The 14821-nt window shown below is 25.1% G+C and carries 15 protein-coding genes; 2 read left to right on the top strand and 13 right to left on the bottom strand.

Annotated elements, in window-relative coordinates; genetic code table 11:
• Positions 1-17 precede the first annotated feature (17 nt).
• The 13 genes from BQ2505_RS07170 to polA form a co-directional block, all read right to left on the bottom strand.
• On the bottom strand, positions 18-698 hold the full coding sequence (locus BQ2505_RS07170) for a pseudouridine synthase (RefSeq protein WP_074017083.1): 681 nt from the start codon (positions 696-698) through the stop codon (positions 18-20).
• Positions 685-1572, bottom strand: coding sequence for an MORN repeat-containing protein (locus BQ2505_RS07165; RefSeq protein WP_074017082.1), 888 nt, complete (start codon positions 1570-1572; stop codon positions 685-687). The genes BQ2505_RS07170 and BQ2505_RS07165 overlap by 14 nt, the downstream gene beginning before the upstream one ends.
• Positions 1562-2362 (bottom strand): type II toxin-antitoxin system HicB family antitoxin, encoded by an 801-nt coding sequence (locus tag BQ2505_RS07160; RefSeq protein WP_074017081.1) that lies wholly within the window; start codon positions 2360-2362, stop codon positions 1562-1564. Before BQ2505_RS07160 ends, BQ2505_RS07165 begins: the two co-directional genes overlap by 11 nt.
• A complete protein-coding gene (locus BQ2505_RS07155) occupies positions 2355-3323 on the bottom strand; it encodes an NADH:flavin oxidoreductase (protein ID WP_074017080.1) in 969 nt (322 codons plus the stop codon). The genes BQ2505_RS07160 and BQ2505_RS07155 overlap by 8 nt, the downstream gene beginning before the upstream one ends.
• Positions 3324-3341: 18 nt before the next feature.
• Positions 3342-3866 carry a chromate transporter gene (locus BQ2505_RS07150; protein ID WP_074017079.1) on the bottom strand — a complete coding sequence of 175 codons (525 nt, stop codon included), beginning with the start codon at positions 3864-3866 and terminating at the stop codon, positions 3342-3344.
• Positions 3863-4414, bottom strand: coding sequence for a chromate transporter (locus tag BQ2505_RS07145; RefSeq protein WP_074017078.1), 552 nt, complete (start codon positions 4412-4414; stop codon positions 3863-3865). The genes BQ2505_RS07150 and BQ2505_RS07145 overlap by 4 nt, the downstream gene beginning before the upstream one ends.
• Positions 4414-5628: a bifunctional phosphopantothenoylcysteine decarboxylase/phosphopantothenate--cysteine ligase CoaBC gene (gene coaBC, locus BQ2505_RS07140; RefSeq protein WP_074017077.1), complete on the bottom strand. Its 1215-nt coding sequence runs from the start codon at positions 5626-5628 to the stop codon at positions 4414-4416. Before coaBC ends, BQ2505_RS07145 begins: the two co-directional genes overlap by 1 nt.
• A 1-nt stretch (position 5629) precedes the next feature.
• Positions 5630-6367 carry a hypothetical protein gene (locus BQ2505_RS07135; RefSeq protein ID WP_074017076.1) on the bottom strand — a complete coding sequence of 246 codons (738 nt, stop codon included), beginning with the start codon at positions 6365-6367 and terminating at the stop codon, positions 5630-5632.
• 62 nt (positions 6368-6429) lie between these two features.
• Positions 6430-7899 carry a murein biosynthesis integral membrane protein MurJ gene (murJ, locus tag BQ2505_RS07130; RefSeq protein WP_074017075.1) on the bottom strand — a complete coding sequence of 490 codons (1470 nt, stop codon included), beginning with the start codon at positions 7897-7899 and terminating at the stop codon, positions 6430-6432.
• On the bottom strand, positions 7893-8567 hold the full coding sequence (locus BQ2505_RS07125) for a segregation and condensation protein A (protein WP_074017074.1): 675 nt from the start codon (positions 8565-8567) through the stop codon (positions 7893-7895). Before BQ2505_RS07125 ends, murJ begins: the two co-directional genes overlap by 7 nt.
• Complete coding sequence (locus BQ2505_RS07120; protein WP_074017073.1) at positions 8542-9498, bottom strand: bifunctional riboflavin kinase/FAD synthetase; 957 nt, start codon at positions 9496-9498, stop codon at positions 8542-8544. Before BQ2505_RS07120 ends, BQ2505_RS07125 begins: the two co-directional genes overlap by 26 nt.
• Before the next feature lie 21 nt (positions 9499-9519).
• Positions 9520-10425 carry a DNA-binding protein WhiA gene (gene whiA, locus BQ2505_RS07115; protein ID WP_074017072.1) on the bottom strand — a complete coding sequence of 302 codons (906 nt, stop codon included), beginning with the start codon at positions 10423-10425 and terminating at the stop codon, positions 9520-9522.
• A gap of 25 nt (positions 10426-10450) precedes the next feature.
• Positions 10451-13183: a DNA polymerase I gene (gene polA / locus BQ2505_RS07110; protein WP_074017071.1), complete on the bottom strand. Its 2733-nt coding sequence runs from the start codon at positions 13181-13183 to the stop codon at positions 10451-10453.
• Between the two features lie 167 nt (positions 13184-13350).
• Here polA and BQ2505_RS07105 point away from each other — a divergent pair, with 167 nt between their 5' ends.
• Together BQ2505_RS07105 and hpt are read left to right on the top strand one after the other, a co-directional pair.
• Complete coding sequence (locus tag BQ2505_RS07105) at positions 13351-14061, top strand: hypothetical protein (RefSeq protein ID WP_074017070.1); 711 nt, start codon at positions 13351-13353, stop codon at positions 14059-14061.
• A gap of 232 nt (positions 14062-14293) precedes the next feature.
• Positions 14294-14821, top strand: a complete 528-nt coding sequence (gene hpt / locus BQ2505_RS07100; protein WP_074017069.1) for a hypoxanthine phosphoribosyltransferase — start codon at positions 14294-14296, stop codon at positions 14819-14821.

Genomic DNA, 14821 nt, shown 5'->3' with positions numbered 1-14821 from the left:
TCTTATTTAAGATATTTTTATAAAATTTCTTCTTTTTTAATTTCTTTAACTTCTCCTAATTCTAGATTTTCTAGTTCAATTTTTCCAAATTTTATTCTTTTCAAATATACAACCTTGTTTTCTACAGCTTCTAACATTCTTTTTACTTGATGAAATTTACCTTCTTTTATCGTAAGTTCTAGACTTTTATTAGTTAGTTTTTTTACTTTAGCAGGTTGAGTTATATATCCACCAATATCAATTCCATTTTCTAATAAAGGAATACTTTCATCTTTTATATCTTTTTCAACTTCAACATAATAGACTTTCTCTACATGGTTCTTAGGAGACAATAATTTATGATTTAATTGTCCATCATTTGTAAGTAGTAGAAGTCCTTCAGTGTCTTTATCAAGTCTACCAACAGGAGCTAAATCTTTTCTTATTACCCATTCAGGAAGTAGTTCCATAACAGTTTTATCTCTTCCATCTTCAGTAGCTGTAATATATCCGGCTTCTTTATTTAAAATGTAATATCTGTATTTTTTATAAGTTAAAGTTTCTTCAAGATATTTAACGATATCTGTATTTTCGTCTATATTTTGGTCAGCTTTAACATTAAAAGAATCATTAACAGAAACTTCTTTATAAGAAATCATTTTTTTTACTTCTTTTCTAGTTCCAAGTCCACATTCAACCAAAAATTTATCTAATCTCATAAGATTCTTCAACTTCCTTTCCTTCAATTTCCTCTATTTCAAGTTTCTTTTTTTCTTTATCTTCTTCTACTCTTTTTCCATCTACATACATATATTCTTCAGTAAAACCATCTGAATAAGTATATTTAGCAAGTCCATTTAAGACACTATTATAATAATTAACTTCTTCTATATCTCCGTTTGAATAATAATACACAGATTTTCCATTTTTTGTTTCATTTTTTGAGTAACTATATATTTCTTTATCTCCATTTTTATAGAATTTAATAGCTTTTCCTATTTTTTCTCCATGAAAGTAATTAAAAATTTCTATATCCCCATTTGTAAAATAAAGCTTCGCTTCTCCATTAATAATTCCCTTATTGTGTAAAAATTCTATTTTATTTCCATTTTTAAATTCAATAAGTCCAGTACCACTATTGCTAGTTAAATTGTTATAAGTTTCAATTTTATTTGTATTATAGTCTGTGATAAGCAAATTATAATCACTAAAATCTTTATTAGCAGTAAATTCTAATAATATAGCTATTTTATCATCAACAAAAACTTGTTGTCTTAAAGTATTATCTTTAGTTTCAACTATTATAGTCCTATCATCATCAACTTTAGATTTAAAGTGATAGAATTCTTCTTTTGTAATAAGAGATATTACTTGTTCATATAATGATTTTTTATCAGTTTGGGCAAAATCATTTTTTTTGATACTTTCAAGAATAGAATTTTTCCATTCAGTCCTTTTTACTTGTTTATCTTTTTCTTCAATAAATTGTGAGTATGAGCTAGTATTTTTATAATAAATAAAAGCAATAAAAATAATTAAAAATAAGGCTAAAAATCCTATAAATTTTTTTTTACCTAACATTTTATTTTTCATATTTCATCATTCTCTTGTATGTATAAAATGCTAATCCAGAAGAAATTATATAAATAAATATTTTTAAAGCTGAAATTGAAATAAATTTACTAGCATCATTTGGAATCTTTATAAATAAAACTATATAAAATAATATAAAAAAAGCTATATGAGAAAAAGTTGAATACTTAAAAATATTTTTTTTAGATTGTAAACTAGAAAAAATTATAAGCCCTGCTATAGCAAGGAATATAAAACCAGATAGTAATAACAAAATGTTAAGTTTTTTGATATCGCTACTAATTTGAGCTAGCTCTCCTAGACCTTTAAAGAAGTTGACACTATAATTACCAAAAAATGGGACTTTAATTACGACTAAAGAAAAAAGTAGTGTATTTAGTATTGAAATTACTCCGGCTGTAATACCTAAAGTTCTTACTGGGGTATTATTAAATTTTTCTTTAATATCTCCATCAATAACATTTTTAACTTTTTCTTTAACAACTTGAGTATCTTTTAGGCTATCAGCTAATTTTTTAAAATCAAAACTAGGTTGAAAAGAAATATTCATTATAAATTCCCCACTTTTTAAATTCCTAGATAGTTCAGATATTTTTAAAGGTTCTTTAATTTCAAGATTATTTTTCTTTAATTCTTCATATTTTAATTTTAAAGTTGATTTAGCAATGTCTTGTATACTTTTTTCTGTTTCAGCTATACTTGAAATACCTTCAAAATCTGGATAAGTAATTAAAAATTTCCCATTTTCTTGTTGCTTTACGACTATACAATAATTTAAAATATTATTCATTTTTTAATTTCTCCTTTTCTTTTTCTATAATTCTTCTATTATACTCTTTTCTTGCTTTTTCCATCCATTTATCTTGAGATATCATTGCTTTACCAACAGCAACAAAATCTAATAAATCATTTTCGACAAGCCAACTAGCTTGTTTTTCTTTTTTTATTTTACTTACTCCTATAACAGGAATATTTACATATTTTTTAATTTCTGTTCCCATATATATTATCCAACTCTCAGGAAAATCATTTGGATAAGAATTAATTTTTAATTGATTTTTATAGTCTGGATTAGGAACTCCACTAGATACATGAAGTATATCTATACCGTAACTTTCTAAAAGTTTGGCATTTTCTATTCCATCTTCAAGTTCTGGTTCATTTCCCCCCATTCTATATCCTAATATAAAATTATCATTAAATAAATGCTTAGTATTTTCAATTAATTTTCTTGAAAAGTATAGATGTTCACCATATTTGTCTGTTCTTTTATTCCAAATTTTTGAATTTAATTGAGATATTAAGTACTTATGAGCTCCATGAATTTCTATGCCATCAAATCCACAATTTTTGGCTCTCACAAAAGCTACTTCAAATAATTTTAGTATTCTATCTAATTCTTCTTCTGGAACATTATTAATTTCTTCTTTGAAACCGGCGTGATGAATTTGTATCATACAAGGAACATCATATTTATGTATTTCTTTTGCAATTCTACTAAGTCCATCCATAAATTTATCGTCCCAAATACCGATTTGATTTTTTCTTAATTTTCCACTCTCTTCAACTGCAGATGCCTCAACTATTATAAGACCAACACCACTTCTAGCTATCATTCCATACCATTTTATCAAGTTATCATTTACATAGCCATCATCAGAAACAAGAGAAAATCTAACCATTGGAGGTAAAACAATTCTATTTTTTATATGTATATTTTTAATTTTATAATCTGTAAAAATATTTGCCATTTTTTTCCTTTCATAAAGTTAATAATATAGAAGAATACCAGCTAAAGCTGATAAAATTATAAGACTTATACTACCAATATTAAAAAAAAGTCCTCCAATTATAGTAGCAACAAAAATTATGTATGACTTGTAATCAATAAAATTATCTTTTACAAAAAGAGCAATAGCAGCAGCTAAGATTAATCCAACGATTGTAATTCTCAATGCCTTAAATATTCTTTTTACTACTGGCAAATCACTAAATTTTTCTAAGAAAATAACTATTAAAGTAATTATAATTAGAGAAGGTAATATAACACTTATCGTAGCAATTGTAGAACCTAGAGTATTAGCTATTCTATAGCCAACATGTGTAGCTAAATTTATGGAAATTGGACCAGGAGTGATTTGAGAAACTGCAACTATCTCCATAAAATCATGAAAACTAATCCAATTATTTACATCTACAACTTCATGTTGCATAAGTGGAAGAATAGCATAACCACCACCAAAACTAAAAAGTCCAACTTTAAAGAAAATATAAAATAATTTTAAGTATATCATTTTTTATCAGCTTCTTTTTCTTTAATTTTAAAATATAAATTACCTAATATCATAGTTAGAATAATAATATATATTGGAGAAAAATTAAAAAATCTTATTAGTACAGCTACAATTATAGGGAAAATAAAATTTTTACTATTTATTTTAGCAGATTTTCCTATTTTGTATACAGATATAACAATTAAAGCAGTAATAGCTGGTTTTATTCCATTAAACATTCCTTGAACTATATTTGTTTTTCCATAGGCTAATAAGAATTGGCTTAAAAATAAAACTATAAAAAAAGAAGGTAAGACTGCACCTAACATTCCAACTATCATACCAGGAAAACCGGCTATTTTATATCCAGTTATAACGGATATATTAACAGCAAGTACACCTGGGGTAGATTGTGCTATTGCCATACCATCTAAAAATTCTTCTTGACTTAGCCAAGATTTCTTATTAACGATTTCATCCTCTATAAGAGATAGCATAGCATATCCACCTCCTATAGTAAATGCACCTATTTTAAAAAATAATATAAAAATTTCTAAAATTCTATTCATTAAATTGTTCCTTTATAAATAAAATCAGTTATTTCTTTAATAATTTCATAGGCAATTTCTAATTTGTTTTTGCTTTCTAATTTTTTAGAGAAATTATTCTTTCCTATAATTTCAACACCAGCAGTTTCACTACTCATAGTACTTGCATCATTAGCTACAATTAAATCAAGGTTTTTCTTTTCTAATTTTTTTAAAGCATTTTCTTTTATATCATTAGTTTCAGCAGCAAAACCGATTAATATTTGTTCCTTGCTTTTAATTTTACCCATTTCAAACAATATATCTGGATTTCTAACTAGCTCTATAACTAAATCAGAGTCAGATTTTTTTATTTTTTTATTTTGATATTCTTTAGGTCTGTAATCTGCAACAGCAGCACAAGAAATAAAGATATCAATATCTTTAAATTTTCTTTTTACAGCTTCGTACATTTCTAAAGCAGATTCAACTTGAATAAATTCTTTTAGATCATTAGGAATTTTTAAATTTGTAGGACCACTAATAAGAATAACTTCAGCTCCGAAATCAATGGCAGCTTGAGATAAAGAATATCCCATTTTTCCACTAGAATTATTAGATAGGTATCTAACAGGATCTATATTTTCTTTAGTTCTACCACTAGTTATTAATATTTTTTTTCCTTTTAGCATTTTTGGAGAAGAAGCTATTCTACTTAAAATATAAAATTTTTCAAGTTCTTCAACAATTTCAAGTTCACTCTTCATTTTTCCTTTACCAACATAATCACATGCTAAAAGACCTTCATCTGCATCTATAAATTTATAACCGTAAGATTTTAATTTTTTAATATTTTCTAATAAAATTGGATTTTCATACATATTAACATTCATTGCTAATGCAAAAAATACAGGTTTTCTTACAGATACTGCAGATAAGACAGTAGAAAGCATATCATCTGCAATTCCATTAGCAACTTTCCCAATGATATTAAAAGTTGCTGGGGCTATAAGTATAATATCTGCCCAATCAGCTAAAGAAATATGTTCAACTTCATAATGTGAATTAGTATCCCACATATCCACATAAACTTTATTTTTTGATAGTGTTTCTAGTGTTAAGGGAGTAATTATTTGTGTAGAATTTTTTGTCATAATAACCTTAACATTATATCCCTTTTTCTTCAAAAGGCTAATTATACCAGCTGATTTATAGGCAGCAATTCCTCCAGTAACTCCTAATAAAATATTTTTCATTTTATTTAACCTCTTCAACAATTCTAAAGTTTGTATAGTATTCTTCTCTTTTACTTAAGAAATCATTTATTTGTGAGTCTTTAAATCCATATTCTTTAAGTATAGAGAAATCAAAATCGCTAATATCATCTGCAAACTCTAAATTAAGTTCAGAAAAAACAGTTAATAATTTTTTAGAAGAAAATATCTTTGAAAGTTTTATCCCTTTATTTAAAGCAGTGTTTATATCCCAGTTGTATTTTCCAACTTTATAGTTATCAAGTATTTTTTTGGCTTCATCAATATTTTTTTCATCTTTTAAAAGTGTATAAAAATCTATTGGAAACAATTCATCAACAAAAGAAATATTATTTTCGCTAAGTTTTTTTACAATATCCTCATACTTTTTTTCAGAAAAGAGTTTTTTTACTTCGATTCTATATTTTGTAGGTTGTTTGTCTGGATTAATCTTATAAACAGCAAGAAGATCTTTATATTTTTTTACATCTTCCATGTTTTTTTTAAGATTTCTTTCAAAAATTTCAAGTTGTTTTGGACTGAAAGTATTTTTTACCTTTTCCAGTTCAACTTTTAACTCGTCATTTTCTTTTTCTAGCTCTCTAAACAAATTAGTAACTTCTTTTAAATCTATTTTTAAGTTTTTAATTTCCTTTTCTTTTTTTTCAAGTAATGAAGTTTTTTCTTCTATTTGTTTCAAGTATTTTTCTTCTTTTTCTTTAAATAGAAAATCTAGTGCCATTAAACTCCTCCCTAAGTTTTATATTTCGTTATGATTATAACATAAAAAATAAAATAAGATAATTAATTTTTATAAAAAACTTTCTCTCTATATTTGTACATAGGATAAATCCATAAAGCTAAAAAGATTATTGAAAAAATTATTAATTTTAAGAATATATTATTAAAATATGTTGAAATAAACAGTGCTATTAATGCTGATATAGATATTTTAATAAAAGAAATAATTATATTTTTCAAATCTAATTTAACATATAATTTATTATAAATGAAAAGTAACAAGAAAAAATTTAATCCGGATGAAATTGAAGTAGCTAATGCTAAACCACAGTGTTTAAAATTTTTGATTAGGATAAAATTCAATGCTATATTCATAATAATTGATAAAATAGAAAATTTTGCAGGTCTTTTATTATCACCAACAGCATAGTATGCTTTGCTTACTAATTGTACTCCAACATAAAAAATAAGTCCTAGTGAATAAAAAAGTAGAGCTTCTGAAGTTATTTTAACCGCTTCTTCCCCAAATTTTCCATAAGAAAAAATAAGTCTAATGATTTCTTTTGAATAGAATACCAATATTAGTAAACTTGGAATAGTTAAAAAGTTTAAAAAATTTATAGCTCCGACCAATCTTCTATTAATATCAACTTTGTCATTATTAGCGGCAGCCTTTGAAATGCTTGGGAACAATACATTTGATATAGTAACACCAAAAACTCCAACTGGTAATAAATAAACTCTACTTGCATTTTCAAGTGCTGTAATAGAACCAGCAACTAAAAATGAAGCAAAAAATTGGTCTATTATTGTATTTATTTGTCTTGCAAAAACTCCTATAAGCATAGGGATTAATTTTATTCCTAATAATTTTACATAGGTATCTTTCATATTAACTTTAAAAGAATATTTTTTTAAGAGCTTAAGAAAAGGGAAAAATACTACTAAAAATTGTAAAACTCCTCCAATTAATACTCCATATGCAAGGGCATCTATACTAAAATATTTTGTAAGATACATAGCAGAAAAAATTATTGATAAATTAAAAAAAATTGACGTTGAAGCAGGTATAACAAAATATCCAAAAGTATTTAATACAGAACCTATCATACCTGAAAGTGATATAAATAAAAAATAAAAGGACATTATTTTTAATAATCTTGAAGCTATAATTTTTAAATCGTCAGAAAAACCAACTACAATAAAATCAATGATATAGCTTGAAAAAATTATCATTAAAATACTTATAAAAAAGCTAAAAATAAAAGTTATATTTAAAATAGAAAATATATATTCTTCACTTTTTTTAGTTCCTTCTTCTTTTTTCTTCTTATGATACAAAGGAATAAAGGTATTTCCTAATGCTCCTTCTCCTAATAATTGTCTAAAAAAATTACTTATTTTAAATGCACTATAATAAGCATCAGTAAGTACAGAAGAGCCAAAGAAATAAGCAACTAAAGTTCCTCTAAAAAGTCCTAATACTCTACTTATCATAGTTATTATCATCGTATGTATTGATTTTTTTAACATTTTATTATCTCTCCATCAATAATATTGATTTTACCGTCTTTATAAAGTTCCAAGATTGCTAAGAAAATATAAACTAAATGCAATTTGTTCTCAGCTTCTAAAAAAAGATTATCCATAGATATATTGTTTGTAAAAACCTTTATGAGTATATCATCCATAACATCTTTTAAATCGTATTGTTTTGTTAAATTTAACTCCATAATATCATTAAGCTCAACTTCGTTAAAGTAAGCTCTATAAATATTGAAAATATCTTGACTTGTAATTTCTGTTAAATCATAATCTTTAGCAATTTTTTTTATAGTTCTTTTACTTTCTCCCCTAGAATAGGATATGTTAAATTCATTTTCAATATCGGATATTTTAGGAATAATTTCTTTAAATAATTTATGCTCTTCCAATCTTCTTTTAAGAGAGTTTTCTTTTTCTTTGTCAACATCAATGTTTAGCAAGTTTAAAGTTTTTATTTCTAATAATTCAGAAACTATAATTAAAAAATCAGACTTAATTTCAACATTTTCTTTTTGAGATTGTTCTAAAACTTCAAGATATTCATCAATTAATTGTGATATATTTACATCAAAGATATTAACTTTCTTTTTTTCAATCAAATTCAGTAACAAATCAAAAGGACCTTCAAAATTACTTAATTTTAAAACTACTTCCATTTTCCATCTCTCTTTTATGCTTTTTCCAAGAATTTACATTATCTTGAATATTTTCTTTCAGCTCATCTATTGAATCGAATTTTTTTTCTTTTCTTATAAATTCAACGATTTGTATATATAATTTTTCTCCATATATTTCTTTATCAAAATCTAATATATGTACTTCTAAACTCATTTCTTGTTTTAATGTAGGGTTAAAACCGACATTAACTACACCATATTCAATTTTAGAATTTTTATCTCCTACCTGTAAATATGCTCCATAAATTCCAGAAGGAGGATATAATCGGTTATCCATTTTTATATTTGCAGTTGGGAAACCTAATTTTCTTGCTATTTTTTTTCCATGGATTACTTCACCTATTACCAACATAGGATGGTCTAAAAAAGCGATAACTTGATTAAATTCAGATTCAAGTATTTTTTTTCTAATGATACTAGAACTAACTAACTCATTATTAACAGTAATAGGTGGCATTTCTGTAACTTTTATATTATGTAATTCAGCTAAGTATTCAAGGTCCTCAGTTTTTCCAACACCACCTTTTCCAAAAGAAAAATTAAAACCAACAAAAATTTCCTTTACTTTTAATTTGTTTTTAAGGATTCTAACAAATTCCAATGGAGTGTAGTCTAAGAAATTTTTATCTAATTTTTGTGTAATTACAATATCTACTCCTAAACTTTCTAAAAGATATAATTTTTCTTCTGTGGTATTTATATAGTTAAATTTTTTATCTGGTTGCAAAAGTTCTAATGGATGATTTTCAAAACTAAAAACTACTGCTTGACAGTTTTTTTCATGAGCTGCATGAACAGTTTCTTTTATAAGTTTTTTATGTCCATAGTGAACTCCATCAAAGTTTCCTATTGCAACATAGGTATCTTTAAAATTTAAATTTGTTGATAAGATATCATTTATTACTATCATTGTTAAATATGCTCCTAACTTTTAAATAATTGTATTATTTTCTTCGGATAAAAGAGAATTATAAATTTCTTCTATTCTTCTAAAACGATTTCTTATACCAGATTTAGATATGTTAATTATATCAGCTAATTCTTGTAAAGAATTTTCTGGATTATTCAATCTTAGTCTAGCTGCTTCTTCTAAAGCAGAGCTTAAACTATTTAAACCTACTCTATCATCAATAAAGTTTATCATTTTTATTTGATGATTACCAGTGTTTAAAGTTTTAGTTTCATTTGCTACTTCCCAATTCATTTCTCTAATTGTTTTGTTTTTTAAGTTTTTTATTATAGTTGTTTCTTCGTATTCAAAAAAATGTTGAATAGCATCTATTAAGACTAAAATATCCATAATATCTTCTGAATTTCTTAAATAAACAAGAATTTTACTTTTTTTAGTTGTTTTAAAAACTTTTTTATTTTTAGAAAATAAAAGTTCATATAATTTGTCAGCTGATTCTTCATTATCCAAAAAGAAATCTAAAGAATATTCTTTCTTAGGATCTTTAATATAACCACAACTTAAGAAAAACCCTCTTATATAACCTCTGAATATTTCTTCATTTTGAATTATATCTAAAAAGCTAAATTTTAAAGATTCTAAAAATTCTTTTAAACCTTTTTGAAAATATAAAGAAATTGTGTATATTGTATGTTCTGAAAATCTCTTAGAAACAGAGTATTTTATTCCAAATTTTAAATCAACAACTTTTTTTAGAAGATAATAAACTCTTTTTGCTAAAATAGAATTTTCCATTTTTATATCAATTTTATCTTTTAAATAAAAAGACTTTATTTCAAAAATAGCTGATAATTCTGCCAAACATTCTAAATTAGTAACAGGATTTTTTTTAGTAATCTCCTGTTTCACATTTGAGCTATATGACACAGGAACATCACTCCTTTCTATAATTTTATTTTGCTTTAGCCCAATTTGAGCCTACATTTATGTTAATTTTTAAATCAACATTTTTTAATTTTATTGTATTAGTCATTATATCAGATAAAAACGTCGAATATTTTTCAATACTATTTTCATCAATCTCAAATATAAGTTCATCATGAACTTGCAAAAGTAAAGATATATCGTTTTTATCTTTTATATTTTTTGCAACTTCAATCATTACCTTTTTAATAATTTCAGCAGCTGTACCTTGAATAACTGTATTAACAGCCATTCTTTCTGACTGAGATTTTATGTTTTTATTATTTGAGTTGATCCCGGCAATAAATCTTTTTCTACCAAAAAGTGTTGTCACATAACCTTTTTCTTCTGTCTCTTCAATGATTTCTCTTTCAAATACTGTAACTTTAGGATATTGTTTAAAATATCTATCTATATATTCAGATGCATCTTTTACCGGAATTTTTAATTCTTTAGCGAGTCCGAAAGGAGTTTTTCCATATATGATACTAAAATTTATAATTTTAGCTATTATTCTTTGCTCTCTTGAAACATCTTCATCATCTGAAAGATTAAAAATTCCTCTAGCAGTAAGGTCATGCAAATCCTTGTCTTCTTTATAAGCTTTTATAAGATTTGGATCTTCACACAAAGAAGTTAATACTCTTAGTTCGACTTGGGAATAGTCTATACTCATTAGAACTTTTCCTTTTTCAGCTATAAATCCTTCTCTAATTTTAATTCCTTCTTCAGTCTTTACCGGTATATTTTGTAAATTTGGTTCAGATGAAGAAAGTCTACCAGTAACAGTCCCTGTTTGATTTAAAGTGGTATGCACTCTTGAATTTTCGTCCTTTAATAAAGGAAGAGTATCAACGTATGTTGTTTTAAGTTTATTGAGTCTTCTATAATTTAAAAGTAAAGAAGCTATTTCGTATCCCCAACTTTCTAAATCTTCCAAGACCATAACATCTGTTGAATATCCTGTTTTAGTCTTCTTTCCACTAGGTAAGTTTAATTTAATAAATAAAATTTCTCCTAATTGTTTTGGAGAATTTATATTAAATATCTCTCCAGCCAATTCATAAATTTTAGTTTCAACTTCATTTATTTCTTTTTCTAATTCTAAAGAATAGTTTTTAAAGTAATTAGAATCAATTTTTATTCCATTTCTCTCCATAAGTGCTAAAACTGGTATAAGAGGCATTTCTGTTTCCATTAAAACATCATACAAGTCATTTTCATGCAATAAGGTATTTATTTCGTTGTATATAAACAAAATACCTTTGCTTATATCAGTAATATAAGGAGCAAATTCGTCATTTGTTAAAGATTCTGGTAGAGCTTTAGCAAATAATGTCTTATAATCTTTAACCTCTAAATTTGAATATTCTGAAATAGGAAGAATAGGATCAATTTTTGTTTGAGAACTTATAAGATGATATGCAATCATCATATCAAGGTACATATTTTTAAATTCTATTCCTAAGTTTATTAAAGACTTAAAATTATAAGATATGAATTTTAAAGTTAAAGTTTTAATAAAATCAGAAAAAACTAATTTATCTAGATTGCTACTTAATAAACCACTATGGAAAAGAGGAAAATAAAAATCTTTCTCTTCTGTAGAAATGGCAACGCCATTGCTTTCATAATAAATAGAAGCTATTTTTGTGTATTTCTCAAAATATTCTTTTATGTTATTTAATTTTTCTATATTGTCAATTATTAGAAGTTCTCTATTATCTAATTTTAAATTTACTTCATTATTATTGATATAAGTTATTTCTTTTTTAGTTTCATCAAACTTATTTTCTAAAATATTTTCTTTTGGGAATAAAGTTTGTTCGTTGTCTGAAATCTCTAAATCTAATTTTTTTATAAACATTTTAAACTCTAAAATTTTACAAAGTCTATATAACTTATCTTTATTTAAAGAGTATTTTAAATCATCTATACCGAAATTTAAGTCAAGATTTGTAAATATGGTAGCTAGTTCTCTACTTAAAAATGCTATGTCTTTTTCATTAGTAATATTATTTATAAGAGAAGCACCTATTCCAGCAATACTTTTTAATTCATCTAAATTATCATATATTTTTTCTAAGCTATCATATTTAGAAAAAATAGCAAGAGCTTTTTTTTCTCCAATTTTAGTAACACCTGGAATTCCATCACTTTTATCTCCTATAAGTCCAAAAAGGTCAGGTATTTTTTCAGGTATAACACCTAAATAATTTATAACGTCCTCAGAATTCTTCAAAATTCCAAACTTTTCACCTTTTTCACCTTTTCCTAATAAGGCGATAGAAATATTTTTTTCCACTAATTGAGCTAAATCTTTATCTCCAGTAACTATAACAACTTCTATATTTTCCTTAGCGAGTTTTTTAGCTAAACTCCCTAACACATCATCAGCTTCATAGCCATCAATTTTATATCTTTTAATATTATATGCATCTAACACTTCCTCGATTCTGGGAATTTGAAGAATCAAATCTTCAGGAGCTGACTGTCTATTAGATTTATATTCTTTAAAAATTTCAGTTCTTTTTAAAGAAGATCTCTTAACATCAAAGGCAGCAGCCATATAATCAGGTTGAAATTCATTTATTATAGTGAGTAATGTATTGATAAATCCGTAGACTGCCCCAGTGGGTTCATTTTTAGTTCTAAAATTCATATTTGCAAAATATGCTCTGTACATTATTGCACTTACATCTAAAAGTACAGCTTTTTTCATAAAATTACCTCTCGATTTTTTATTTATTTTATTTATTATATCACAAATAGTTAGAATATAATTTTTTATTTTAAATTTTATTTTAAAATAAAATATAGTTTTTTAATTTAAATTATGATATATTATAAAAAAATTAAATTTTGTATGAAATAAAAAAGGAGACCAAAATGAAACTTAGAAATGTAGAAACAGCTCTTAGAGCAGATATTAGCCAAAATGTACCGAATGGAATTGATGCATTAGGTATATTTGATAATTTGGTTCAACCTGTTTTTCCTTTTCCAGTAGATAATATAGCTATGATTCTTTCTTTTGCAGAATTAGAAGGACCAACAATGTTTGAAATAAGAGTAAATTCGCCAAGTGATGAATTAATAACAAAAGGAAGTTTTGGAGTATTACCTGATGAATATGGATATGGAAGAAAAATTTTAAATACTGGAAGTTTTTTGGTGACAGAAAGAGGAAAATATACAATAGATGTATTTGAATTATGTGCTGATAAAAAATTAAAATTTTTAAAGACAAAGAGATTATTTAATGCTGATTATCCACCTAAAAGAGAATTTTCAGAAGATGAAATAAAAGAAATTCTAGAAAATGAAAATTTGATAAGAGTTGTGAAAACCGAATTTAAGCCTTTAGAATTTGCTAATGATGAAACAGTAGAACCTATAAAATTTCAGATTTCACTAGATAAAGATTTACCATTAGCAGATGGTCATATTGCATTACCGGAAGATAATATCATAGAAATAAAAGGTAAGAAATTTGATATGACTGGAATGAGAAGACATATTGAATGGATGTTTGGAAGACCTATTCCAAAAGTTGAAGAGTCAAAAGAAAATGAAAATTCAGAAAATATAGAAAAATAATATCTCATAAAAAAGTCTCTTGATAGCTGTATGAGTTTTACGAGCCCAATAAACATAGGCTCCAAACTGATACGAATGTCAGAGACTATTTTTTATTCAATTTTTACTTTACTATAGAGAAATAAAACTACTTAATATTAAAAATATTTTAAGTAGTTTTTTAATTTAATTACTTGCTAAAAGTAATTTAAAATGTTAAAATTTACAAAATTAAATAAATTAGGAGGCTATTGTGAAATATAGAATAGAAAGTTTGATCGATAGACAAAAAGTTGAAAGCAGAATAAAAGAATTAGCAAAAGAAATTGAAAAAGATTATGCAGGTGAAGAAGTAGTTTGTGTTGGTCTTTTAAAAGGCTCAGTAATTTTTTTAAGTGACTTAGTAAAAGAAATAGAAACTCCTGTTATTATTGATTTTATGAATGTATCTAGTTATGGAAGTGAAACTGTAAGTAGCGGAGACGTTAAAATACTAAAAGACACTGATTTAGATTTAAGAGGAAAAAATGTATTAATTGTTGAAGATATTATCGATACTGGATTAACTTTAGAATATGTTATAGATTATTTTAAGAAAGTTAAAGGAGTTAAGACTATAAAAACTTGTACATTATTAAGTAAACCTGACAGAAGAAGAGTTCAAGTAGATGTTGATTATATAGGGTTTGAAGTTCCAGATAAGTTTATAATAGGGTATGGACTAGACTATGATCAAAAGTATAGAAATTTACCATATATAGCTGTAGTTATTCCTGAATAG

The organism is Fusobacterium massiliense (assembly GCF_900095705.1).
In the GTDB taxonomy this organism is placed as follows: Bacteria; Fusobacteriota; Fusobacteriia; order Fusobacteriales; family Fusobacteriaceae; genus Fusobacterium; species Fusobacterium massiliense.
The sequence above is the reverse complement of the archived record's forward strand: the minus strand, read 5'-3'. Positions and strand labels throughout refer to the sequence as shown.